Origin of the sequence: Oxalicibacterium sp., assembly GCF_035565035.1 — a bacterium.
GTDB lineage: Bacteria > Pseudomonadota > Gammaproteobacteria > Burkholderiales > Burkholderiaceae_D > Oxalicibacterium.
This window is the reverse complement of record NZ_DATMTD010000049.1, coordinates 1-24985: the sequence shown is the minus strand read 5'-3', so window position 1 is coordinate 24985 and position 24985 is coordinate 1. Positions and strand designations below refer to the sequence as shown.

Genomic DNA, 24985 nt, shown 5'->3' with positions numbered 1-24985 from the left:
AAGTGCTTGTGCGGCTTGATCGAACCCGGCTTGGCCAGAACCTGGCCACGCTCGACGTCTTCACGCTTGGTGCCGCGCAGCAGCACGCCGACGTTGTCGCCTGCCTGACCTTGGTCGAGCAGCTTGCGGAACATTTCGACGCCCGTGCAGGTGGTCTTTTGCGTATCGCGGATACCGACGATTTCGATCTCTTCGCCGACCTTGATGATGCCGCGCTCAACACGACCCGTCACAACGGTGCCGCGACCCGAGATCGAGAACACGTCTTCGACCGGCAGCAGGAAGGTGCCGTCAACAGCGCGTTCCGGCGTCGGGATGTAGGTGTCCAGGGCCTCTGCCAGGGCCAGGATGGCTTGTTCGCCCAGCGGGCCTTTGTCGCCTTCCAGTGCCAGCTTGGCCGAACCTTTGATGATCGGCAGGTCGTCGCCTGGGAATTCGTACTTCGACAGCAGTTCGCGCACTTCCATTTCGACCAGTTCCAGCAGTTCTGCGTCGTCGACCATGTCTGCCTTGTTCAGGAAGACGATGATGTACGGCACGCCAACCTGGCGCGACAGCAGGATGTGCTCACGCGTTTGCGGCATCGGGCCATCTGCTGCGGAGCAGACCAAGATTGCGCCGTCCATCTGCGCAGCGCCCGTGATCATGTTCTTGACGTAGTCGGCGTGGCCTGGGCAGTCAACGTGGGCGTAGTGACGGTTTTGCGTTTCGTATTCGACGTGCGCGGTGTTGATCGTGATGCCGCGCGCTTTTTCTTCCGGCGCATTGTCAATCTGATCGTAGCCTTTGGCTTCACCGCCAAATTTCTTCGACAGTACCGTCGCAATTGCTGCGGTCAATGTGGTCTTGCCGTGATCGACGTGACCAATCGTGCCGACGTTCACGTGCGGCTTGGTCCGCTCGAATTTGCCTTTTCCCATCTTGAACTCCTAACAATTTTGATGAGAATGTTCAGGCACACGCCCGACCGACCTGCTTTAGAACCGAAAACAATCCAACGAAAACAACGAATTCTTTGGTGCCCTTTACGTGGATTGAACACGTGGCCTCTCCCTTACCAAGGGAGTGCTCTACCACTGAGCTAAAAGGGCAAAACCAGTTGACCGATATCGCTGATCGCGACACGCCCAACCTAAAACTGGAGCGGGTGAAGGGAATCGAACCCTCGTCATAAGCTTGGAAGGCTTCAGCTCTACCATTGAGCTACACCCGCGAGGGTCACCTATTTCGCCAAACAAACTTGCTGCTTCAATTCATTTCCGCGCAAAAATCTTGGTGGAGGGGGCTGGATTCGAACCAGCGTACTCGTAAGAGGGCAGATTTACAGTCTGCTGCCATTAACCACTCGGCCACCCCTCCGCGGGGAACCCCAAACTATAGGGGAGAGAACGCCCTTTGTCAACAAAAGGATAAGTATTCCCTACTTATTTTTGCGGCGGGAAGCAGGTCTTCGCCTGTTTGGCGATGACTGATTGGAAAGAACGCGATCAGAATCGCGTTTCTCGTGCGGCGCGGAGGAAATTATCAAGAATCGGCGTGCAATCCAGCAGTTCGGCCCCACCGGCCCGGTGAAATTCCGGATGCCATTGCAAACCCATTACGAAGCGCGATTTCGTGTGGCGAACCGCTTCGACGATGTTGTCACCTTTCGACACCGCCTCGATCATCAGGTCGCGCCCCAGATCGCGCACCGCCTGATGGTGGATGGAGTTCACCAGCGACACACTGTCTGCAGAAAACAGCGCGCCCAATGACGATCCTGGCGGAAAGGCGATTTCGTGGCGATGGCTGTCGTACAAGTCATTTACATGCGGCATTGCATTCGGCACATCGGTCGCGATGTCCTGATACAGCGTACCGCCGAATGCAACGTTGATCAATTGGCAACCACGACAGATACCGAGCACCGGCTTGCCGGCTTCGATGAATTCATGAAGGAGCTCCAGTTCGTACATGTCGCGCGCGCTGTCGCCGATCCATTCCGGCCGCGTCGGCGTTTGCGAATAGGTTTGCGGCGCCACATCTGCGCCGCCCTGCAGGACCAGACCGTCCAGATGCTTGGCATAGTCGCGCAGACGAATCTTGCTCGGATGCAGCATGCCATTCGTATTCACGGTCGGGATCATCAGCACCAGCACATCGCGCGACATCACCCATTGCGCAATCGACTCTTCCAGATATTGCAGTGTCTTCGCCTGCAAACCCTTGGCACCGGCTTCCGGATGAAAAATGCGTGCGGAAACGCCGATCTTCAACGTCCGCTGCGTCAACCGGCGGCCAAGCCGATCGGACAGGCCTTTCAGCTGCGCCGAGAAAACGCGCCACGTTTGCTGCCATGGCGTGTCGCCAGGCATCTGATAAGCCGGTGGCGCACCGAATTCAAGTTTGGCGGCAGGAACAAAGGGCGCGCGGGGGGATTGCGCAGCCGCGGGGGCTGGTGCGGCTTCGGTCTGCTGGCTCTGATCGGGCGGCAACGGATCTGCAGGCGGCGTGGCACCGGACGAGGAAGTGGGAGCAGGAGGCAGATTGATATCGGATTGGTCGGACATGGCATCACTTCAGAATCGGGAAAAGAGGTAGACAGCAGCTTGCGGCAAATTATCCATTCCACCCGTGTATTGATGAAAACATGGTGTTGCGACCGTTGATCGCAACCTTTAATCTCGCCATGCCGTTTCGATTATAAAAAGATCAGCCCTACACGCGCAATCGACGCGCGCGGCATAATGCAATGCGGCGACGCCGTCGCGCAGTGCGCACCTTCGTTGCGCACACATTCTTACTCACGCGTTTCTACGCCCACCACCATGCTGACCATCTATCACAATCCGCGCTGCTCCAAATCGCGCGGCGCACTGGAATTGGCAAACCAGTTTGCGCAACAGCGCCAGCTCGACCTGCACGTCGTCGATTATCAGAAAACGCCCCTGAGTCGCGCTCAACTGGTCGAATTACATCGAACCCTGCAATCGGAAGGATCGGTCGATGTCCGCGCAATGGTACGGGATAACGAGGAAGTGTTCAGCACCCTGCAACTGGCCGGCGCAGATGACGCAACGCTACTGGACGCACTCGCGGCTCATCCGGTTCTGCTGCAGCGACCGATCGTCCAATTCAACCAGCGCGCGGTGATCGCCCGCCCACCGGAACTGGCCGGCATCATCCTGACCGAATCCTGACGATCACGCCGGGGTGGACGGCGTTGACGGTGGCGCACTCTGCGCCACTTTCGGCATGAGCTTGTAGGCGCGCGCGATTTCGTATTTCTTCAGGATGTCGCGATACATGCTGGTCAATAACGACAGCCGTGGATTGCGCGGATCGAGGCGCCGCGCGTTGGCGATGTAATCGCGCGCCTGTTCGCTCAGCTGCGCATCCCAGCCCAGACTTTCCAGACATTTGAGGACCGCCACCGCCGCATTGAAAACGACCTGCGGATTCTCCGGCAGTTTCGCCGCCGCTTCCGACATCAGCGCGACCGCGCCGTGATAATCGCCGAGGCGCGCCTTTTCGGCACCGGCGGCCACCAGATCGACAACCTGGCTCTTGCTTTCACGCGCGACGCGCTTGGCGAGATCGTCGCGACCGACTTCCTTGAACACATGCATTGCGCGTGTCAGCGCCGTCGTACTGGATGCATTGCCGACCACCCCGGTCATGACTTCGACGGCACCTTGCTCCAGTCCATGCTGCAGACAATTGCGCGCCAGCGTCATCTTGGTGTCGTTCGACATCCCGATCGGATCGCGGCAAGCCGCAATCGCCGCTTCCAGCTCTTCGATTGCCTTTTCCTTGTCGCCGTTGTGCTTGTGCAGCATGGCCGTCGCCAGCGCGCGGCAGGCTGGTGTTTTGCGGACGTTGGCAAGCGACTTGGCAAGATCGCGGATCACCGTCGAAACCAGCTGCGTCTCGCCTTTGCTGAGCGACGTCTCCACCAGCCGCACATGATCTTCCGGCTCGCGGAATTCCGAAAAGCGCGCCTTGTTGACGACTTGCTGAAAGACGCGGTGTGCCGTGTCGGTATCGCCCGTTTCCATTGCCACGCGGCCGAGCCGGCGCAATCGCTGCAGCGCAAACGGAGAGCGATGAACGGCATTTTCCAGTGTTTCCTGCGCCTGCTTCATCTCGCCCATCGCCTCCTGCGTGCGTGCCAGCCAGTCGTAGGCTTCGAGGAATTGACGCTTCTCATCGACCAGCGTCTGCAGCATGCTTTCTGCCTCGACCAGTCGATCCTGCATGAACAGTGTCGTCGCCAGACCAAGGCGCGCCCAGGCAATCGAGCGCTTGGCAAACAGTTCGGAATAAATCGTTTCGGCCTCGTCCAGTTCCCCTAGTGTCATGTGCAGCTCGGCACGCAAGCGCATGAATTCCGCCTGATAGCTCGCATGTGTGCGCTCGCTGACCATGCACGCCTCGATGGCTTCACTCAATCCGCCCTGCTCGATCAACTGATGAATCGGGGCCAGTGCATTGCGCTTCTCGATTGCCTTGGCGATGCGTTCCAGAAGCACTTCCGCGGTGAAAGGCTTCAACACATAATCGTTGAGCATCAGTTCGGCAGCGCTCACCACTTTCTCGTGGTTGCGCTCAGCCGTCACCATGATGAAAACGGTGGAAGGCGGGATCAGCTTGTTGTACCGCAAGTCTTCCAGCAATTGCTGGCCGTCCTGACCCTCGCCGAGGTCATATTCGCAGACAACGAGGTCGAAGTTCTTGTGCCTGAGCGGACGGATTGCGCTGCTTGAGCTGGCCGCATATTCGATCCTCGTCATCCCGCTCATGCTCAGCATATTGTGAATGCTGGTGCGCATGCCTGCGTGCGGTTCGATGATCAATGCAGTGAGTCCGGCAAGTTCTTGCATGATGTTGAAACCAGTAACAGTGCCGGCGAAAAGTCGCCGATGTTCATGCAGGATATTACCGTATGGAAATTTTTTGCAAGCTTGGCGTTGTAATTTGATGAGAAACGCACGGTTTGCTTGCCGTAAAGGCAAGACGAGGTTTCTTGATTGCGATCCGAACTCAGGTCAGTGCGGCGTCGCCCGCCGGCTCTTCGACCACCACCTGATTGCGGCCGCCCTGCTTGGCCATGTACATCGCCGTATCGGTGCGTGAAAACAGGTCGAGCACCGATTCGCCTGGAATATGCTGCGTCAGCCCGATCGATACGGTCACGCGATTCTGCAGCTTGGCGCTCCATTCGTGCTGCTCGACCTGCGCCCGGATGCGCTCGGCGATATTGAGCGCAGCCAGCAGCGAGGTTTCCGGCAATACCAGCAGAAATTCCTCGCCGCCGTAACGACCGAAGATGTCGCGCTGACGTACATTACGCTCCGCAATGCCGGCAAAACTGCGCAGCACTTCATCGCCGCCGAGATGGCCCGCTTCGTCGTTGACACGCTTGAAGTGATCCAGATCGATCACTGCCAGACACAACGGCGCGCCGGTTTCGTCGGCCATTCGCTTCTGCTGCTCCAGCGCGGCGACGATGTAACGGCGGTTATAGCAACCGAGCAAGGCATCGCGCTGCGCGTCTTGCTCGATATCGCGAATCTTGCGGTTCGCCTGAAACAAGGCACTGTGCAAGCGTTGCACGCGTCCCGCCAGCATGGCGAAACTGGGCAGCGTCAACGCCAGCGCCAGCAACAGCGCACATTCCAGCATCAGCAATTGCGTATCGCCACGTTCCCGGAAATGCGCAAACACCACCAATGCATATGCGCCCAGCACGGCCAGCGACATCCACAGCATTTCCTTCGGCGACACGCGATGCATGACGAACGCCATCGTCAGAAACAGAAAAGGCGTCAGCAGAATCTGGGTCACCGGCGCGATGTACCCGATCGTCAGCATGATGCCGATCGCCGACAGCGTCAGAGGAATGCGAAGATTTTGCGTCCGCGTCTTCAGATTCAGACCGGTTGCAAAGCTCAAATAGAAAACGGAGAAAGAAACACCAATCATTGCTGTCGCCACTTTCAGAACGAACAGTTCGACCAGTCCCATCAGATAGAACACACCGATCGCCAGCAGGTACAAACCGGCAAACGCCGTATTCAATACCAGACGGCGAATGCGGGCAGCCTGCCGCCCTTGTTGATTGGCGTGGCCCGCGGACCGTCGGCGTTCCAGGACCACATGGATTTTTTGTGCCGAATGATGGTGATGTTTACCTTGAAGCGTATCGCGAGGATCGGACGATGTTCTCGCGGATCCGCTCATGCTCGTGTCGCCATCATCAGGCGTGTCCTCACGCGCCGACGGAGAAGAAGCCGACGAGGAAACCGCATGTTGATCACCGATCCGCCGCATGAAAAATCACCAGGAGAATTGTCTGCATCCCGTCCTGACGACAGGATTTCAGTCTCACTAAATCACAGTGCGCAAAAAACCGCATGCAATATTATTGATTTTTAACCAAAACTTACAAACCGTCGCGTCCCAACAAAAAAGGCCGGATGCAATATCCGGCCTTTTTTCGGCAATGCTGTATCGGGCAATCGCGCCGACAACCATTCAAGACAATCAGGCATCGCCCTCACCCGGTTGCTCTTCCGGCTGCGCCAGCTTGGCGACCAGCAGGCGATCGATACGATTGCGGTCCATATCCACCACTTCGATGCGATAGCCTTCCCACTCGAAGCTGTCGGACATTTGCGGAATGTGGCCGAGGAAGGTCATCACGAAACCGGCCAGCGTGTGATACGTGCCCGATGCCTCCTCCGGGAAACGCACATCCGTTTCCAGCACTTCGCGGAAGCGGTCGAACGTCATGCCGCCATCGATCAGCCATGAACCGTCGTCGCGTTGCACACCATCCTCTTCATGGTGCTCATCGATCACCGACACATCGCCGACCAGCGCGCCCAGCACGTCGCTCAGTGTAACCACGCCTTCGATCTCGCCGTATTCGTCGATGACCAGTGCCAGTTCGGCACGATTCTTTTTCAGCGTCTCCAGCAATTGCATGGCGCTGATCGTTTCCGGCACAAACAGAGGCGGGCGCGCAGCCGCCTCGATATCGACCGCCGTGATGGTGTTGCCGTGGATCGCCTGATCGAACAGGCTGCCCGCATGCACGATGCCGAGAATATGCGACAGATCGCCCTTGCAGACCGGGAACCGGCTGTACGAACTGTCGGCGATTTTCGCCAGGTTTATCTCGATCGGGTCTTCGATATCGATGTAGTGGACGTCCATACGCGGCGTCATCAGGCTGCCGACGCGCTGGTCGTCAAGCCGCAATGCGCGCGACACGATGTCATGCTCGGTCTTTTCAAACAGACCGGCATCGGCGCCTTCGCGGAACAGGCCGGCGATTTCCTCCTCGGTCACCGCATCGTCCTTCTTGTGATGCATGCCGAGTATGCGCAGCACGAATTCCGTGGTGCCGGTCAGGATCTTGACGAACGGTCCCATCAGGCGCGACAGCCACAGCATGGGTGCTGCGATCAGCGACGCGATGATTTCCGGATACTGCATGGCGATGCGTTTTGGCACCAGCTCGCCCAGAATCAACGATGCGAAAGTAATGCCGACGACCACGATGCCGAGCGAAATCTCGCGCGCATAAACGTTGAGGACGGGAATCAGGGCGATTTCCGGCGTCAGGCGCTCGACCAGCGAGGCTTCACCGAACGCACCGTTGAAAATACCGATCAACGTGATGCCGACCTGGATGGTGGAAAGAAAACGACTTGGGCTTTCAGCCAGATCGAGCGCAGCCTTGGCGCCGCGGCTGCCGTTTTCGTAGAGTTTTTGAAGACGAATGCGTTTGGAAGTAACGATCGCGATTTCCGACATGGCGAAAACGCCATTGACGAGAATCAGTGCAGCAATAATAAATATGTCCACTACCAAGGGAACTCGCGGTTTGATCCCGCCAGCCCTACTGTTAAGAAGTTTGGAATCATAACATCAGCCTGCATCCATGCGCCAACGCTTGTGAAAATTACGTTAAATCCCGTTATTTCCAGCAAAAAACATGAAACGTCACGATCGCTTCACCAGTTCCGCAATCAGGAAGGCGATCGCCGACCACAATACCGTTGAACCGAAGGGCAATACCAGCGACTTGCCTGCCAGCGGGACGCGGACATCGCCAATGATGCGTCCCACACCCACTTTTTCAAGAATCCACGGCAGCAATGCATAAAACACTGTCAATCCGATAAAAATCACGGCAACCCAGCGAATCATTCTTCCTCCATCAGGACCGGAACAGCGATCTAAATCAGCCGCGCAATCAGAAACACGATCAGCGACAGCAACACGGTCGAGGCAAACGGCAGAAAAATCGTGCGTCCGAATAAACGGAAGCGCAGATCGCCCGGCAGACGACCGATGCCGAATTTCTCCAGCCACGGCAGCGCGGTGGAAAACACGATGACGGCAATAAAGATAACAAGAAACCAGCGGACCATTGGCGACTTTCACGGAAAAACAGGAAATTGACCGGCCCGCTGACAGAGGCGTGTCTGACAAACGTCTGCAGGAAACGTTTTAAAGCCGCCAGCTCTGGTCGGCGCGATCAAACTTGTCGGACAATTCGACACCCTTGCCGACCACCAGCACCTTGAACAGCTCGCCCATTTCTGCCGGCGACGTCAATTTTTGCACCGCATTCGCTTTCGGCAGATACGCCATTGCGTCATCGGGTGCCGTCTGCAGCAGGCGATCGGCCAATCCGGCCGCCAGCAGAAAACCGGCCTGGTTCGTGTAACCGACCATTTCCAGGCCATCCTTTACCGCCGCGATGGCCATCGCGGTGAAATCGACGTGCGCCGTGATGTCCTGCAAACCCGGCAGATAAAAAGGATCGTCATGTGCATGATGACGGTAGTGACACATCAGCGTCCCGGCGCCACGCTGGTCCAGATAATATTCACCGGCCGGAAAACCGTAATCGATCAGGATCGCCGCGCCGCCCTTGCCCGTTTGCGCGATTCCGGCATTGAACATCGTTGCAAGCGAACGCATGAAACCGATACCGACCGGGTGTACTTCGGTCACATAACCGATTGGCAACATGCCGGCATCGGGGATTTGCGCGATCAAGGCGGGATCGCAACGGCGATCCTCATGGACGAAACCGTGCTCATTCAGTGCCACGCCGCGTTCCAGCCAGTTGCCGTCTTCGCCTTTGACCACCAGCATCACCGGCATCGCATCCAGTACTTCGTTGCCAACGGCCACGCCGGAAAAGGCCGGTGGAAAGCCGTCCAGCCATTTCACTTGCGGAAACGCCGCCAGCGCCTGCTGCTGGCGTGCACGCAATTCGCCGGACAGTTCGACAATCGAATAGCTTTCCACGTGGATGCCGGCCGCTGCGCATTCGGTCAGGATATCTGCTGCCAGCTTGCCGGTGCCGGCGCCGAATTCGAGAATATGCGGCGCGCTTTGCGCCATCAGCTCGCCGATGGGATGCGCCAGTGTTGCGCCGAAAAGCGGCGTCATCTCCGGCGCGGTTGTAAAATCACCGTCTTTGCCGAGTTTTGCCGCACCGCCGCTGTAATAACCGACATCCGGCGCATACAGCGCCAGCTCCATGTAACGGGAAAACGATATCCAGCCGTCATGACGTGCGATTTCGTCAGCGATCAGATTCTGGAGGTCGCGCGACGCGGATAACGCGTCCGGGGAAGGAGCGGGCAGGTGCTGTTGCATGGCGCGTATTGTAGAGAAATCGGCAAAACACACAACCGAAACACGACCATCATGTCATCACGACCAGCCACAGCAAGAAAAACCGTGCTCGTTACCGGTGCCGCCAAACGCATCGGCCGCACGATCGCGCTCGCGTTCGCGCAACGCGGCTGGGATGTGGTCGTGCATTACCGCACATCGGAAGCCGACGCACGCGCCACCGTGGCACAGATCGAAGCGTTGGGGCGCCGCGCCGTCGCTCTGCAATGCGATCTGGCCGACGAAACCGCTGTGCGCGCTCTGTTACGCCGGTCATCTGCGGTGCTGGGACCGATCTGCTGCGTCGTCAATAACGCGTCGCTGTTCGATTACGACACGGCACATGATTTCTCGACCGCGTCGCTCGATGCGCACATGCACATCAACCTAAGTGCGCCGATATTGCTGGCGCAAGCGCTGTTCGACGCCACACCGGATGGCGCACAAGCGTCCGTCGTCAATCTGCTCGACCAGAAACTGTTCAACCTGAACCCGGACTTCCTGTCGTACACATTGTCGAAAGCCGCACTGCAAAGCGCGACCACGATGCTGGCGCAGGCACTTGCGCCGAAAGTGCGGGTGGCCGCTGTCGCGCCCGGCATCACGCTGGTATCCGGCAACCAAAGCGCGGCGGGTTTCGCAAACGCGCATACGGCAACCCCGCTCGGCCGCTCCAGCACGCCGGACGATATTGCCGCGGCAGTCTGCTTCATCGCCGAATCGCCTGCCATCACCGGCACCACGCTGGTCGTCGATGGCGGCCAGCACCTGATTCCCCTGCAACGCGACGTCATGTTTGTCGCGTCCTGATTATTTGTCGCATCACCTACCACTGACTTCCATGAACTCGTTCCTGTTCCATCCCAGCCTTGCCGATTGCCGTCGTCTGTTCTTGCGCGACTACGAGGTACAGATCAATATCGGCGTCCACGACTTCGAGAAGAAGGGCGAGCAGCGTGTACTGATCAACGTCGACCTGTTCATCCCGTTGAACGAATCGACACCGACGCACGATTCGCTGGATGAAGTCGTCGATTACGATTTCATGCGCAGCACGATTGCCAAACGCATGGCCGAAGGTCATGTGCATCTGCAGGAGACACTGTGCGACGACGTTATCGCCGCCATGCTGGCGCATCCGAAAGTGCGCGCAGCCCGTGTCTCCACCGAAAAACCCGACGTCTATCCGGATTGCCAGTCGGTCGGCGTCGAAGTGTTCCGCATCAAGGGGAACTGACATGATCGACACCGCACTAAACGACACCGCCACACCGGCGGCTGAAACAAACGCCGCAATCAGCTTCAAGAAAGCCGAGAAGATCGCCTACGAAAACAACAAGTTGCACAAACGCCTGTGCCGTCTGGTCGGTCAGGCGATCGGTGACTTCAACATGATCGAAGACGGCGACAAGGTCATGGTCTGCCTGTCCGGCGGCAAGGACAGTTATGCACTGCTCGACATCCTGATGACATTACGCGAACGCGCGCCGATTCATTTCGACATCGTCGCCGTCAATCTCGACCAGAAGCAGCCGAATTTTCCGGAACATATCTTGCCGGCGTATTTGAAAGAACTCGGCATTCCTTTTCACATCGAGAATCAGGATACCTACAGCATCGTCAAGCGCCTGATTCCGGAAGGCAAGACGACGTGCTCCCTATGTTCGCGCCTGCGTCGCGGCATTCTGTATCGCGTTGCCGACGAGCTCGGCTGCAACAAGATCGCGCTCGGCCATCATCGCGACGACATCATGGAAACGTTTTTCCTGAACATGTTCTTCGGTGCGAAAATCAAGGGCATGCCGCCGAAACTGCAATCGGACGACGGCAAGCACATCGTGATCCGCCCGCTCGCGTATGTGAAGGAAGCCGATACCGAACGCTATGCGCAGGTGAAGAACTTCCCGATCATTCCGTGCGATCTGTGCGGCAGCCAGGAAAACCTGCAACGCAAACAGATCAAGAACATGTTGCGCGAGTGGGAGAAAAAACACCCGGGCCGCGTCGACAATATCTTCTCGTCATTGTCGACCGTCGTGCCGTCGCATCTGATGGATCGCGAGTTGTTCGGCTTTGCAAACTTGAAGGCGACCGGTGAAGCGACGCCGAATGGCGACATCGCATTTGACGAAGAGCCCTGCTCAACCGGGACACAAACAGGGATGCAGAATGTGGTTCTGCTTCAGCAGAACCACTCTGATTGACGATGCACTGAATAGCGAGACGTCATGCGCGTTGCAGCATGTATGTCTCGTATTCAAGGGAATCCAGTTTACGATCCAGAAAATATACACCCAGCATCACCACGATCAGCAACGCAGCGGCAAAGCCATAACCGTAAAAAGCCGGCCCCAGCGCAATCGTCGCCCACGTTAACATGCCGTTCAGCACGACAAATCCCCCTGTCAGCACCAGAACCTCACGCCGACGATCAAGATAAAAGAAGATATTCAATATCCCGAGAAAGACCACCTGAAGACTGGCTGCAATGATGTCGATGTAGAGCAACGGCAGGTACAACTCCGAGATATTCAAAGCCCGCAAAATCGTCCCGCCCATAACAAACAGGAACAATGTGGCGATTGCCTGAACCTTGATGATTTCATAGATACCGACACGGATGGAACGCACCATCATGTTCCGCATGCGTTCGATATGCTCGAGCGAACTGCCATCGCGGACCGCATCGTAGAACGCATGATGATATTCCACGAAGTCGGTCTCGATACGCACCAGAAACACGGCCATCCCTGGCAAGATTCCCAGATAGGCAAGAAAAATCGGAATGTCGTAAATGACGGAAGCATGCAAAGGACCGATCACCTGCTGACCGGTTTGGGCGTACCAGAAGATGAACTTGTCGATCCAGATGCCGAGATTGTAGAAAAATCCGATGAACAACAAACTAGGATAAAGGAAACGTCCCTTGAATAGTTCAAACGAGATGAAAACAGGCCCGGTAAATGTGCGATAGATCGGCAATACCAATCCGGCCAATAGCAGAACCTGGCCAACCAGAAAACCGAAAATCAGTCCTTCCAGACCCCACGATGCAAGATACAACGCCATTCCGACCGTTACCGAATAGCCGAACAGAAACGTAAAGACGATCTGTTTGTACTGTTTCATCCCGCTCAACAAAATGACCGCAATCCAGACATTGCTGACCACAGCGAAGGCACTGACCATCAACAGTCGATAGGCAACGCTCTGCTCCGGGAACGCAACAATCGCGAGCGGCAGTGAAATCAAAAAACTGATCACTGTCGTCACCAGCACCACGCCGTGATAATTCGAAAGAACCATATCCGGTCGCTTCTCGAACAATCGATCCGATGTAAATCGTGTGAAGGCGAGCTGCAAAGGTCCTGTCAAAATCAGACTGGCGGCAATGACATACGTCACCGAAACCTGGAATTGCGTAATCTGTGATCCTGGAATCACAAACGGCAACCCCAGAATACCGATCAAAAGAATTCCGACGATGGACAATATCCATGAACCAGAACTGATGATGCCGGCATAAGAATAGGCACGCAATGCACCGAACAATGTGTCCTTGCGCAGAATTTTTCGGAGTTCAAACCCAATACCAGCCATTATCTTGCCCTCGCTGCAGCCATCGGACAGCCCATTGCGTTGTTTGTCGTGCTTTTTTTCGTATCAATCACTTCTGACGGCTGCGTCAACAAATTCGAATAAATCTGACGATAGCTGTCGACCATCAACTCCTGAGTGTAGTACTTCTCTACCCGTGCGATACCGGCAGCCTGCGCGGCATGCCAGTAAACATTGTCACTCAAAAGCTTCAACGCTTCCGCTGCAAAAGCAGCCGGATCGGCGATTCGAATTACAGCGCCCGCCGGTCCCAGGGCTGCATCGTCACCCGGCAACCCCTCGATTAATTGACGGCATGAACCCACGTCCGTGGCGATTGCCGGAACACCTGCGGCGAAACCCTCCAGCAGGACAAGCGGCAGCGCTTCGCTGATGGATGTGAGAACCAGAACGCCACATTTCGGCAGCAATTCCTCCACTTTCTGGAAGCCCAAAAATTTCACATGATTGGTGAGGTCCAGGCTCTCGACCAGATTCCGGCATTCCTGCGCATATTCTGCGTCCTCTGTTTCCGGACCCGCAATCCAAGCTTCCGCCTCAGGCATTTCGCGCACCACGGTCAGCATGGCCCGAATGAAGTTCTTGATGTCCTTGATTGGTACTACACGGCCAATCAGACACAGCACCTTTGGCGGTTTGTCCGTCCGCTGTGCTCGGCATGCACGAAAGCGTTTGACGTCAACGCCGTTCGGAATGGTCATGGTAAGCTCAACAGGTGCCCCGTCCGCCAGCTGACGCTGGCGATTACCTTCGTACAACGCCACGATTTGTTTGCTCGAGTCGTAGCAGACATGGCCCAGTGTTTCGAAAAAACGTACCCATAGATCGCGGAAATAACCTACCTGGGAAATATCCTTTTCGAACATGCTGCGATTGTCCTGAATCCATTGATTCTGGAACAAATCAATCTTGCGTTCCTTGGTATAGATCCCGTGTTCGGATGTCAGTAGCGGACGTCCCGTCTTGTGGCTGAGCACTGCGCCAAGGAATCCGGCATAACCGGTCGACACGGTGTGATAAATCCTGGCGTGCGGCATCTTCTGCGCAACTTTCATCAACTGCCAGAGCGGGCGATGCATCAGCCGTACCGTCCAGAAATAGTCGGTAAATGAAGGATCCGTGCAGTGCGTCCGATACTGTTCGGTGATGTAGTCCCAGGACAGTTTTCCGTAGAGGAAATTTTTCTCGCTCAGACTGCCCTCATCATCGGTCAACGCCAGACATGCCTGCATTGCAGCATTAACCTGCTCCCGGTTTTGTGGATTACGCAAGGCATCATGCAACTCGGTGACATGGGAAAATGCTTCGCGATCGCCTTCGCTTGCCTCGACGACGTCTTGTTTATACTGCGCGCCGTACAGATAATGGGTTTCGACGTGCACAACATTGGGAGGCAATTCATACGCAAGGCCCGCATAGTCTTCTTCGCGGCTGCCAACGAAAATGCAAGCAAATGTATATTGCGGAAACGCCAGGATCATCTGATTAACCCATGCAGACACGCCGCCACGGACATAAGGAAATGTCCCCTCAAGCAGCAATGCGATATCTGCCGATTCGGCACGAGGCAAGGATTTTTTCATGACGTCCAATAACGCTGCAAAGGTTGAATAAACGGAAGTGTTGAGCGGTTCTCAAATGCGCTCAAGGCAGATCTCACAGTCGGATAATCCTTCTGCAAGTAGGCGCACTCAGCAAAGAACGGCAATAACCGATCACTCGGGAAGCCGGCTTCCGCCGCACGTTGCAAATACTGCTCCGCCTCTTCCGGTTGATTGCGCGCCAGCGCTAGTCGCGCGCGCATGTTCCAAAGCGACGCATTGCCGGCATTGAGCGCCAACGCCTGCTGCGCATAAAAATCGGCCTGAGTGGCGGTATAGGTGTAGATATCGCCCTGCACAAGATTCTGATAGATCAGTTCCCAATGCAATTGCGCGAGGTGGGCATGCACGACGTAGCGTCGCTTCTCGTTGCCTTCTGTAGAAAGCTTGGACAAGCGCTGTAATTCGACGTGGATTTTCTGCGTCACATCTTTTTCAGCACTATCCAGCATGGCGTACATCAGCAAACGCACGTCCTCTACCGAATCCCACAAAAATTCGCGCAGGATCGGGCTGGCAGTCCGTTTTGGAATGGTCTGCATCGCCAATAATGCCGCCATCCGTACAGCCACTGGTGCGTTGCGGTTATCGAGTTGCACGCGTATCCGTGAACCGGAGCCATGTTTGACACGTTCTACCAACGCCGCTTCAAAAGTTGGCCATTTGACTTCGTCAATGTGACTGACCTTATTCTTGAGCGGAAAACGATACGCCAGCGTAATCACGGCGATACAAATGATCAATCCGCCGAACGGAATCGTCAGCGAAAGGACAAAAAGATAAAACGCCACAGGACGGGGTTGATTACGGTAGATCAGCGGCAGAAATCTCATCGACACCAACATGACGAGCAGCGACAGGGCGATCTGCAAGACGAAAAAAATCAACAGCGCGGCAGAACTGGTGCCGGTGAGATACCACATCCAGGAATCAGGATTCGCTGCTGCAGCGTTGAAGGCATTAGATGTCTGCATGGATTCGATTCAACAAATGTTTCAACGCGGCGGTGTCAGTCTGTGAGCCGACACGCACGGATTGGAAGGCAATGTGTGCATGCGCAAAATCCAAACCAAACTGTTCCTGCAAACTACGTTCTGCACGCAACAGATACCCTGACAAGGCATCCTCCCCCGTGAGCGGCATCAACACCAGAAGGGAGATATTGTCGCCAGATTCAATGCGCCAGGACACGTCCAACGCGCGCAGAGTGCGTCTCAAGTGAGAACACAACGTCTCCTGCAGGTCGCCAGGGCTGAAAGTCAGAGCAACGATCGTCGATGCAACGCCGGCCTCCTGTTCCAATCGTGCAAGTCGGATGTAATCCAGAGCAAAGTCCTGCGGGCAATTCGGCATTTCCGACAAAATCAAGTCTGCCACCTGCAAGGGACGCGCACCATCAGCGTAGTACCCGGCCAGCACCAGCAGAAACTGCAGATTTTCTTCAGTCAACGACAGGAAAGGCATGTGTTTGACGACAAGGACGCCGACCACGTCATCGGCACCACTTACCAACGGAACACAGACAACGTATTCGCTCGGACGCGCATCGCGCAGAGAAGATGTCTGCAAATGCGTCAGCGTCTTCTTCTCGAGACAGGTCGTCAGCAATGGATCGGATGCAATCAGGTCAAAAGGCACGCCGATTGCAGCAGCTGCATGCGGCACCAGTTGACCATCACGGAATGCATACAGGCCGGCAGACTCAAGCTGGCAGGCATGCGCGGCGAACTGCAGAAATTGGGCGGCACCCGGCAATAGCTCTGTATCACGTTCGGATAGGGTGATCTGGCGCAACTGCAGCAGTGCGCTACGCAAAGTCGTCGGCTTGGTCAGAAGGTCGTTTTCCAGACGCTCATGCGAAATCTTGAGCAAAAAATGGTTCTTCGTCAGCGTGCTGAGGCGATCGCTCAAATAACCGTTGACTGCATGGGCACGCGCCATACGACCTGCCCAGATATCGCCGAACTGTCCGACGATGAAAATCAGCAACAAACCACCAAGAAAAAACGCCCGAGGAAATTCGTGTGCGGCAACCGCACTTGTTTGCCCAAGTGCGCCACCGTAAAACAGAAGCCAGTCAGCAACAATCAGCATGGCACTCAAAATACCCACCAAGGTCCCGTATCGCAAGGCAATCACGATCGGCAGAATCCACGCATAAGGGAATCCGTCATTCAGAAACAGAGGGTCCTCGGGCTTGAAAATGAACCCTGCTGCCAGCGCGATCAGCATCACGATTACCGATTCCACTACCGAACCAAATCCGGTGACGGCAGGCGCGAGCAATCTGCCGTAGCTTTCGGACTTCATGATCCCGCGCGATCTTCCCGCGGGCGAATCCGCAGTGGATGGTGATGGTGGGGCGGCATTCCCGACTGATTCTTGTGGCAATGCCTGTTGGGTTGCATTCATTTTCTACTCCTGTACCTTTTTTTGCTGTGCGCTTTTCTGCTTATTTGAGAAGCGGGCTCAGCAAACTATTCAGTAAATCTTGTCCAACGCCGGACACGGAACTACGACTCCAACCTGTCTTGTTGCCAGCGGCATTCCAGACAACTTCACCGGTTTCCAGGTTGATCAACTTGAGGGAAACCCCCACTGCCGGTTCGCCGTCAACACCGACCTTGTAACGCCATTCCTGCACCGATCCGGTCAAACCGAACGTCATGCCTTGCGAACGCGCTGCGGCGGCCGCCTGCTGAACGGTGTTTTCGCCCACCGGCTGAAACAGTGCATCGCGATCGCTATCGCCTTGATAACGCTTGATGCTGTAACGGCCACCAGCGAGGAGCAGGGATTCCGCAATAGACTCGACACGTGCACCGGCTTGCGGTGTTTGCGTCAGATTCAAAATCGGCAGAATGGCAACCTTGTCACCGCTTGCAAGCGTCGGTGATGCAGAAGAAACCACCGTTGCACAACCGGCCAACAGCGAAAGCAGTGCCAGCGCGCCGGCGAATCGCTTATATAAAGTTGAAACATTAAACATCTTGATCTCCCTATCTATGAGCGATATGTGCATCTGCACGCATCGTCTCGGTTACAGTTTTTTAAAAGTACCACCGGTAACGCACACCAATTTCCGTTGCGGGCTCACCACCATCCAAGCCTTTAGCCGTACGATCACGGCTGTAATAAATCACAGCATGATCATTGCCAAATACCGTTCCAGCCAGACCGATGCTCCCTGTCGTTCCCCAACCAAGCCTCGAATCATTCAAATAACCGAACTCCATAAACGGACGCCAATCTCTGGTATAGCTCGTCTGGAGTGCCGTGCCGAAACTGAAGAGCACACCTTTCTGCGTGAAACTGGTTGGCATGACATCAGCCGCCGTTGTCTCATCATCAATGGGTAATAGATTCGTGAAAACGGGCCCCGCATCCGTAGCAGTGGTGTGATAGCGGGCTCGTGTATAGATGCCACGGACAGTGAAATCCGGATATTCCAGACGAATGTTGTAGGCAGCATCCAGATCGATCTGATTTCCTTTTCCTACGGCAAATCTGTTCTGGTCGTAGTAGCGTGTGGTGCCGACATTTGCCGAAAGTGTTTCCCGCTCACCGACACGCCACTGTGCACCAACCGATGCTTCATCCTTGAGACCGCCAATTCTCAGCGCAGCGCTATCCTCAGCCTCCTGGTTGTATCCGGCAGAGGCGGTCCAGTTGAGACTGCTTTGCTGGTTCCAGCTTGCTTCAACACGTACCGGAGTGATGTTTTCCACCGCCCTTCGCGAGCCGGCCTCAACGGACATCCGCGTATCGCTGTCCTCCCAGGACAAGCCTGCAACCAGGGTACGATCCGAGCGAGGCACATTGACCAGCGACGCCGAAGATGTGCTTTTCTGGCGGCGCAGGATTTCCTTGACCGTCAACGTCCAGCGATCGGAAAGACGCAACCCGAGTCCGACATCACTCTCGGTGAAATCAAGGGGAGCCTGGCGAAACTGCCTCACACCAGCTTCGATGAAGTGCGCATTTTTTATTCCCATGTCGCGCACTGTGCTTTGCAACTCCTCGCTATGCGGGCTGCCATCCGCACCTTCGAATGCCAGGTGCTGCGCCTCCGACCAGCGGTCGAGACGCATGTTTGCCTCGATACGGCTTAATACAGGAATACGGTCCGGATTGGATGTCAGCAGGCGGTCCAGCTCGGCACGATCGTCTTTCGCCAGTGCGACCGCAACTTCGGCGTAGGCTGGACGGCGCAGTTCGTCGCCGTATCTTTTCGTCATCCACTGACTGGCCAGTTCATAGGGATCGTTGGAAAGCGCCCAAGCAAGGGCAACATCCTCCGTGACGGCTCTATCGACAAGAACGGGTTTGACTGTCGACGTATCGGACATACCTGACGTGTCGGCCTTGATCAACTGGTTGGCGACCGCATTTTTGCCGCTGGCATCCTTCGTGGCGTTCTGTGCTGCCATGCGCTCTTCACGCAAAATTTTCAGCAAGAGTTCGCGTGAAAAATCGCCGCCGGCATACGGCTGCGACAGCGCTGCGGCAGTCGCACGCAATTCGACAGGGCCTTCGTCTGCTTCCTGCAGCGACTCTTGATCCTGGTTGTCGCGGGCCGCCACTGTTTGCGAAGGAAACAAAGTACGGCGTTGCTCTGAAATGTTGTACCAGACCTGACGGCGAATATCCCATGCCCGATCGACATACCCGAATGTTTCGAGAGCCTCAGCGAAGGTCAGGCGCCACAATGGATCCTGCCGCTTGCTCGGCAAGCTTTTATTGAAAAAATAAAGCGAGTTCGCTTCCTGCGACAATCGCATGTAGCCCGCTGCGAAGGGTGCCCACAATTGTTCATTTTCTTCCGCATCGGGGCGCCATCGTTGCAGCGCCGAACGTAATTCATCATCCGAGCCGCTATCCACCAGCGTCCATACGTATGCAGGGACCGCATCGCGTACGCCGCCACCCAAGGCTACGGTCGCGCGCAGCGTTGCCAGTGATTCCTCGTGTTTACCTGTCTGCCGTTCATACTCGGCTTTCGCCAACATGAACTCAGGCGACATACTTGCTTGCTTCTCCTGCTCAGGCGTCAGATCGGCAAGTAAATGATCAATCCGGGGCCATGCTCTTGCACGCGAATACTGATAGACAGCCTGCTCCAAGGCCTGAATACTTCCCGAATTGTGAAAAGCACGCTCGGCGATGCGACCCGCGTCAATCGGATAGGGGTTCCACAACGCGATCATTTCAGTCAGTTCGTCGCCGTCCTGTTCCTTGTCCTCGATCAGATGACGAGCTGCCAAACGTGCGTTTTTATAGTCTCCCACGCGAATGGCAATATTTTTCAGCACACGCCAGTAGACATAGTCGGCCGCACCGGCCTGGTCTTTGGCGTCGATGACTACTTTCAGGGCCAGGTCGAACTGGCCTTTCGAACTGTAGAGATTGGCGATTCTGACTGCGTAATTACTTTTTGGGCCGAACCGTTGATTGAGTTGCTGCCACGTCTGTAGCGCAAGGTCGTCTTCACCAAACCGTTCCGCCAATGCTGCATACCGCTCAAGCAATTCGCGCTTGTGAGTTGAATTTTTTATTTGCGTGCGTAGAAAGCCGAGCGCCTTTTCCGGCTCGCCCAGGCGCTCATAAGTCGCGACGATCTGATCCACCGACAACAATTCTTCGGCCGAACCGTTAGCACGATGACGCAATGCCTCGATGTAGGAAACATCGTCATACAACGCGACCGACAGGCGTTCTACTGCACGCCATGCCTCATCACTTTGCGTTTGGCGAGCCAGTTTCAACCATGCTTGCAATGCAGGTGCCGGATGACCAAGCCATTCGTTAAGCATGGCATTACGCTTCATCCACACCGGATCGGATGGATTGCGCTTCAAGGCGCGACCGACAACATCCAGCGCGGGCTCCAGCTTTTGATCTGCCAAAAATGCCTGATAAGCCAGCGCATAGTCATCATCTGCTGCGACATCGCTGCGAACCGGATATTCTTTCAATCCTGTTTCTGGCGACTTTTTGTTTTCTGCTTTTGCCGCTTGCGTCGATTGCGCCGGTTTGTTCACCTGCAGCGAGACGTGCGTAAGCCGCGTCGATTGCCCGGATGCCAAATCGATTTTTTGGCGCAATGCATTGCCTTTGACTCCATCGAGATAAACCCAATCCCGTGGTTCCTGGTACTCATAGTCGTTGATACGCCACGCGGCTTGCTTCTGGTACCGTTCGCTCGGCAACCGATCAACGGAGGATCTTTGAAGCGGAAGCGAGAGCAACCGTTCTGCGTATTCGCTCGCGAGATCAGGACGATTGGCTGAACCGGCCATGCGTATGAGCACACGCAAGGTTTGCGGATCACGCTGCAAAATCGGTGTCAGATGTTTGTCGATATCCTTCATTGCGAGACCAAGCAAGTTTCCCGATTCCAGTATCGACATGCCCCGCAGGAAGTACTCACGCTGCAATGCAAATGTCGGCGCAGATTTTTGATTCAAGAACGCCTCGTCAGCTGCATCCATGTAGCGACCGTCCGCCAACGCCCAGTTCGCGAAGAGTTCGCGCCAGCCCGCCTTGTTCGCGGGATCGACTTTTGCCAGTCGGCTGAAAAACTTCTCGGACAATGTCGGCAAACCAAGCGCGTGCGCGCGAATCGCAAACACCTTCAGATCCGGGGCAGGCCATGTATACGACTCACTACTCATCAGCAAGGCGACAAGTTCCGATTGGACGTTTGTGCGCTCGGGATCATCCGCTTGCAATGCCCACAGTTTCTGCTCCAGCAGATCCATACGGAGTTGCACGATTGCCTGCTTCTGTGTCGGGTCATCGGTACGAAGCAGGCTGTTGATCAACGAATTCGCCTCGTCGATACGCCCGACACGAATGTACTGGGAAGCCAGCAAGGGCGGCAGTTCCGTATCATCTTTGCTAATGCGCAACCATGCTTCCAGATAAGCGATGCTCAATGCATTTGGCGGCTCTTGCTTGACGCGCTGAATCAGACTTTCGTTTGTCAGCAGCAGCGCGCCGAACAAGCCGAGCGCACCGCCGAACAAGCCAATGAAGATTGGATGGACCAATCGTTCTCGCTTAACTGCCACAACGCACCTCAATTCTCGCAACACTGCCACTCGCGGCATCACCGATGAATCCGATATCAGTGATCTTCCCTTTTGTGATGGCACGCGCCTGTTTGCCATTGACCGTTACCGCGCAATTGGACGCACGAGCCAGCGCCAGTTGCGGCTTGACGTGCGATTGAAAGTTAAACATCAATCTGCCCGACTCCTGTGTCACATCCGATATACGACCATTGGCGGAAGCCACGTAAGGAGCGCGTCCATCATCATTCTTCCCGACCCGAAAACGTGCCATATCGCCCGCAAGATGCACGTAGGTACCACCTGGGCCAGCCGTGTAGCCGACAACACCACTTGCCTGCTTCGTCAATGGCGCATCGCCTTCCGGAATACGAACCGTGCGCAAGTCACCGGCACCGCGAACAATCCATTCATCGCCTTCGGTTGCAACGGACATGTTTTCGAAGTCCAGCACCTTGCGCACATACTCCGTGCTATAGATCGGAAAATTCGGCTGCGACAAGGCGTAGTCATAAACTTTCTTCAAGCCTTTCAAGGAGGCCAGTTTGGTCGCGCTATAGGAGTGGTAATAGATATCCACCGGCTTGAAGCGATACGGTGTATCGGTCATCTGGAAGGTTTCGATCACGCGTTCAAAACCGTAGAACGGGCCCAGCCAATCATTCGTGTAGATGTTTTCGTTCTGGTTGGGAGCGAACACCTGAAAGGCGCCCGGCCCTTTATTGATGCCGAGCGAACCGATTTCCGTCCAGCTCGGGCGCGATTTGGTGATCAGCGTGTCACCACCGTTCATGTTCAATACGCCTGCGGCATATGCCATGCGCACTGCTTCCGCCGGAGGATCGCAAGATCCCGGCCAAAGCACCATCTTTACGGGCTTGTTGGGCTTCGTCAGTTCGTTGTTGATGTAGTTGATCGAACCGTTTATTTCGCGATCGTTGTTGTAGACATAACCGGGGATCGGCAAGTGGAAGTCTTTGGGCAACGGTCCGGTAGCGCGACCTTCCTTGATCTCCGTGAACCTGACCGCGTCATCCCATTCATAAGGATGTGAATAGGTATGCGTCGCGACTTCTACATTCGGAAGCGCGAAAATCTTTTTCGCGATCGCTTCGAGTTCTTTCGAAAGCTGCGGATACAAGCCTTTTTGTCCCGTCTCGCCTTCGATGACAGACATGGTGGTCGGGATTTTGTAATGCGTGAAGATCTCTTTGTAAAGCACATCACCGGGGAATCCCGGGCCGCGGCCGCCGGCGAAAAATTCGATTCGCGAAGCAAATCCATCGCCGTCGATATGCGTCATCAACAAGCGTTTCCCGTTTTCGGTAGTCGTATCGGGGACAGGCAGAAGATTTAACCTCAAAGCACGACGGAAGAATTCGATTGGCTGGATTGCCCAGCGTGTTTGATCGATTTCATCCAGCGTCACTACTGCATACGGCGACATTGCATAGCCGCCCCACGGCGTAATGGCTGCAGCATCGACCGTGTAATTGCCGGCGCTCAGAGTCAGCAAAGGTGCACTGTCCTTGCCGCTTCTTACGGGCACAATATTGGCGGCATTGATTGACGGCATCATCTCGAATCCCATCATGGGATCGCGCGTGGTGACTTCCAGCTTGCCTTGCAATCTTCCCTGTACAGCTTGCAACCCGAGTTGTCGCCCAAGCACGCCATCAACAGGCACGCCGAACTGATTCATGAACGCAACAGGAACGCCCGCCTTGATACGTTCACGCATCCAGTCACTGAACGCGGGAGTCGCCGAGCCGATGCTGCCGTTGAACCAGATGACGATACCGGCATAAATGTCTGAAGACACGGCTTCGGGCAGCGCCTCCTTGACGTCAACAAACTCGACTTTGTAACCGAGATAGTTGAGCGGCGTCGACAGAAAGCGCACGCCTTCCGAGTTATCAATGTTGACGTTCGGCGCGCGATTCTGGACGACCAGAATTCGGCGTGGCACAACCTTGATGACGCCTTGCCCTACCGTCTGCAAGCCACCATCTGCCACATAAGGAATGATGTTCTGCGCACTGATTTTCTCGACTGTCGATTGCTTGCAGGCTGTGTCCGCAGGCGCACAGTAATCGATCGCAATCACGGGAAGATGATAGACATCGCGAACCGTCTTGGCCCGATCCAGCAACCATTTGCGATCCGATTCGCTGACTTCCACATACTGCTTTTGCGCCTGACTCCAGCCGCGATATAGCGATTCGAATGCCACTGCAGAGGCGAACTGACCGACCTCTGGCAGGATTTCAAAACCACGATTGAAGATCAGCTCCGCATCGGGATAGGCCGACTTGATTTCACGAACAACAGCGATCAGACCGGCACGCTGCTTCTCAAGCGCTTCCGGCGTTTTCGCAACCAGTTGATAGCTGTCGAGGGTGTCTAGGAAAAATCCCCTGAAGCCACGTACCCACAATGGCGCAACTACATTTTTGACAAAAAAGGCCGGCCAGCCGGGAGCCGCTTGATCGATCACACTGGAGTCCCAAGCGTTGTTTCGGCCAATCAACCATTCGCGTGGAATGCTCTTCGCATAGCTGCGGTTTGGCTCGACTTCACCAACGCTGAGGTAGGCCATCCATTTGGTACGAGACGAAAGATTGCGTGGCGAGATATTGCTATCGGCATCGACGACAACACGGTCAAACGCTTGCAACTCGGGGACGGGAGGCTGATTGCCGTAGTAAAAGGCTACATTCCCCAACGCCGAAGCTTTTTCTGTAGAAACTGCGCCGGCTAGTGATGTGTACAAAACTGCACCAACAGCGATGGCAATCAGCGCCCGAAATTTCGTTGTAGCTACCATGAGGCGTAAAACTCTCCGTTTGTTTCTCAAGCAATGTCGCAGAAGAACATCGCACGATTAAATCGGAGGCACCTCAACTTCATAGCACTCCGTCCGTTGCCGGCTTTTTGGAAAATCTCGGCAAGGCCGCATTCTCTTACAATCACTTACAAAATCACGCTTGATTTCTTTAAAATTTGTTA

20 protein-coding genes and 3 tRNA genes are annotated in these 24985 nt (G+C 55.4%); 5 read left to right on the top strand and 18 right to left on the bottom strand.

All coding sequences use genetic code 11. The annotated features are described in order from the left end of the window. The 5 genes from tuf to VN114_RS04725 all read right to left on the bottom strand — a co-directional run. On the bottom strand, positions 1-920 hold a 920-nt coding region (gene tuf / locus VN114_RS04745; protein ID WP_325512509.1), incomplete at its 3' end, for an elongation factor Tu. 96 nt (positions 921-1016) lie between these two features. After that, a tRNA-Thr gene (locus VN114_RS04740) sits at positions 1017-1091 on the bottom strand. 48 nt (positions 1092-1139) lie between these two features. Then, positions 1140-1213 (bottom strand) — tRNA-Gly (locus tag VN114_RS04735). A 60-nt stretch (positions 1214-1273) separates the two neighbouring features. After that, positions 1274-1359, bottom strand: a tRNA-Tyr gene (locus VN114_RS04730). Positions 1360-1487: 128 nt separating this feature from the next. Beyond that, positions 1488-2549 (bottom strand): type 1 glutamine amidotransferase, encoded by a 1062-nt coding sequence (locus tag VN114_RS04725; RefSeq protein ID WP_325512507.1) that lies wholly within the window; start codon positions 2547-2549, stop codon positions 1488-1490. Positions 2550-2807: 258 nt separating this feature from the next. On the opposite strand from VN114_RS04725, the gene VN114_RS04720 reads away from it, so the two are divergent. Then, positions 2808-3179 (top strand): ArsC/Spx/MgsR family protein, encoded by a 372-nt coding sequence (locus tag VN114_RS04720; protein ID WP_325512505.1) that lies wholly within the window; start codon positions 2808-2810, stop codon positions 3177-3179. 3 nt (positions 3180-3182) lie between these two features. On the opposite strand, the gene VN114_RS04715 is transcribed toward VN114_RS04720, so the two are convergent. Together VN114_RS04715 and VN114_RS04710 are read right to left on the bottom strand one after the other, a co-directional pair. After that, entirely contained in the window at positions 3183-4862 is a 1680-nt protein-coding gene (locus VN114_RS04715) for a response regulator (protein WP_325512503.1), read from the bottom strand. Positions 4863-5022: 160 nt separating this feature from the next. Further along, positions 5023-6222 carry a GGDEF domain-containing protein gene (locus tag VN114_RS04710; RefSeq protein ID WP_325512501.1) on the bottom strand — a complete coding sequence of 400 codons (1200 nt, stop codon included), beginning with the start codon at positions 6220-6222 and terminating at the stop codon, positions 5023-5025. Between the two features lie 66 nt (positions 6223-6288). Between VN114_RS04710 and VN114_RS04705 the strand changes: the two genes are divergently transcribed. Further along, positions 6289-6417 (top strand): hypothetical protein, encoded by a 129-nt coding sequence (locus VN114_RS04705; RefSeq protein WP_325512499.1) that lies wholly within the window; start codon positions 6289-6291, stop codon positions 6415-6417. Positions 6418-6525: 108 nt separating this feature from the next. Here the strand turns inward: VN114_RS04705 and VN114_RS04700 are convergent, their stop codons facing one another. From VN114_RS04700 to VN114_RS04685, 4 genes are all read right to left on the bottom strand, one after another. Further along, entirely contained in the window at positions 6526-7854 is a 1329-nt protein-coding gene (locus VN114_RS04700) for a hemolysin family protein (protein WP_325512497.1), read from the bottom strand. A gap of 138 nt (positions 7855-7992) precedes the next feature. Next, entirely contained in the window at positions 7993-8199 is a 207-nt protein-coding gene (locus VN114_RS04695) for a DUF2905 domain-containing protein (RefSeq protein ID WP_325512495.1), read from the bottom strand. A 29-nt stretch (positions 8200-8228) separates the two neighbouring features. Beyond that, on the bottom strand, positions 8229-8423 hold the full coding sequence (locus tag VN114_RS04690; protein WP_325512493.1) for a DUF2905 domain-containing protein: 195 nt from the start codon (positions 8421-8423) through the stop codon (positions 8229-8231). Between the two features lie 79 nt (positions 8424-8502). Further along, positions 8503-9666, bottom strand: coding sequence for a class I SAM-dependent methyltransferase (locus tag VN114_RS04685; protein WP_325512491.1), 1164 nt, complete (start codon positions 9664-9666; stop codon positions 8503-8505). Between the two features lie 51 nt (positions 9667-9717). Here VN114_RS04685 and VN114_RS04680 point away from each other — a divergent pair, with 51 nt between their 5' ends. From VN114_RS04680 to ttcA, 3 genes are read left to right on the top strand one after another with little or no spacing between them, the layout of a single operon-like run. Further along, positions 9718-10494 (top strand): SDR family oxidoreductase, encoded by a 777-nt coding sequence (locus tag VN114_RS04680; RefSeq protein WP_325512489.1) that lies wholly within the window; start codon positions 9718-9720, stop codon positions 10492-10494. Positions 10495-10525: 31 nt separating this feature from the next. Continuing rightward, positions 10526-10921, top strand: coding sequence for a dihydroneopterin aldolase (locus VN114_RS04675; RefSeq protein WP_325512487.1), 396 nt, complete (start codon positions 10526-10528; stop codon positions 10919-10921). Between the two features lies 1 nt (position 10922). Next, positions 10923-11888: a tRNA 2-thiocytidine(32) synthetase TtcA gene (gene ttcA / locus VN114_RS04670; RefSeq protein WP_325512485.1), complete on the top strand. Its 966-nt coding sequence runs from the start codon at positions 10923-10925 to the stop codon at positions 11886-11888. A gap of 22 nt (positions 11889-11910) precedes the next feature. Here the strand turns inward: ttcA and pelG are convergent, their stop codons facing one another. From pelG to VN114_RS04635, 7 genes are all read right to left on the bottom strand, one after another. After that, positions 11911-13284, bottom strand: coding sequence for an exopolysaccharide Pel transporter PelG (gene pelG / locus VN114_RS04665; protein ID WP_325512483.1), 1374 nt, complete (start codon positions 13282-13284; stop codon positions 11911-11913). Next, a complete protein-coding gene (pelF, locus tag VN114_RS04660; RefSeq protein WP_325512481.1) occupies positions 13284-14885 on the bottom strand; it encodes a GT4 family glycosyltransferase PelF in 1602 nt (533 codons plus the stop codon). The genes pelG and pelF overlap by 1 nt, the downstream gene beginning before the upstream one ends. Next, positions 14882-15877, bottom strand: a complete 996-nt coding sequence (locus tag VN114_RS04655) for a tetratricopeptide repeat protein (protein WP_325512479.1) — start codon at positions 15875-15877, stop codon at positions 14882-14884. Before VN114_RS04655 ends, pelF begins: the two co-directional genes overlap by 4 nt. Further along, entirely contained in the window at positions 15864-17213 is a 1350-nt protein-coding gene (locus tag VN114_RS04650) for a PelD GGDEF domain-containing protein (protein WP_325512477.1), read from the bottom strand. Before VN114_RS04650 ends, VN114_RS04655 begins: the two co-directional genes overlap by 14 nt. Before the next feature lie 142 nt (positions 17214-17355). Continuing rightward, positions 17356-17892 carry a penicillin-binding protein activator LpoB gene (locus VN114_RS04645; protein WP_325512475.1) on the bottom strand — a complete coding sequence of 179 codons (537 nt, stop codon included), beginning with the start codon at positions 17890-17892 and terminating at the stop codon, positions 17356-17358. A gap of 61 nt (positions 17893-17953) precedes the next feature. Beyond that, complete coding sequence (locus VN114_RS04640; protein ID WP_325512473.1) at positions 17954-21931, bottom strand: tetratricopeptide repeat protein; 3978 nt, start codon at positions 21929-21931, stop codon at positions 17954-17956. Positions 21932-21965: 34 nt separating this feature from the next. Continuing rightward, entirely contained in the window at positions 21966-24803 is a 2838-nt protein-coding gene (locus VN114_RS04635; protein ID WP_325512471.1) for a bifunctional glycoside hydrolase 114/ polysaccharide deacetylase family protein, read from the bottom strand. Between the last annotated feature and the right edge of the window lie 182 nt (positions 24804-24985).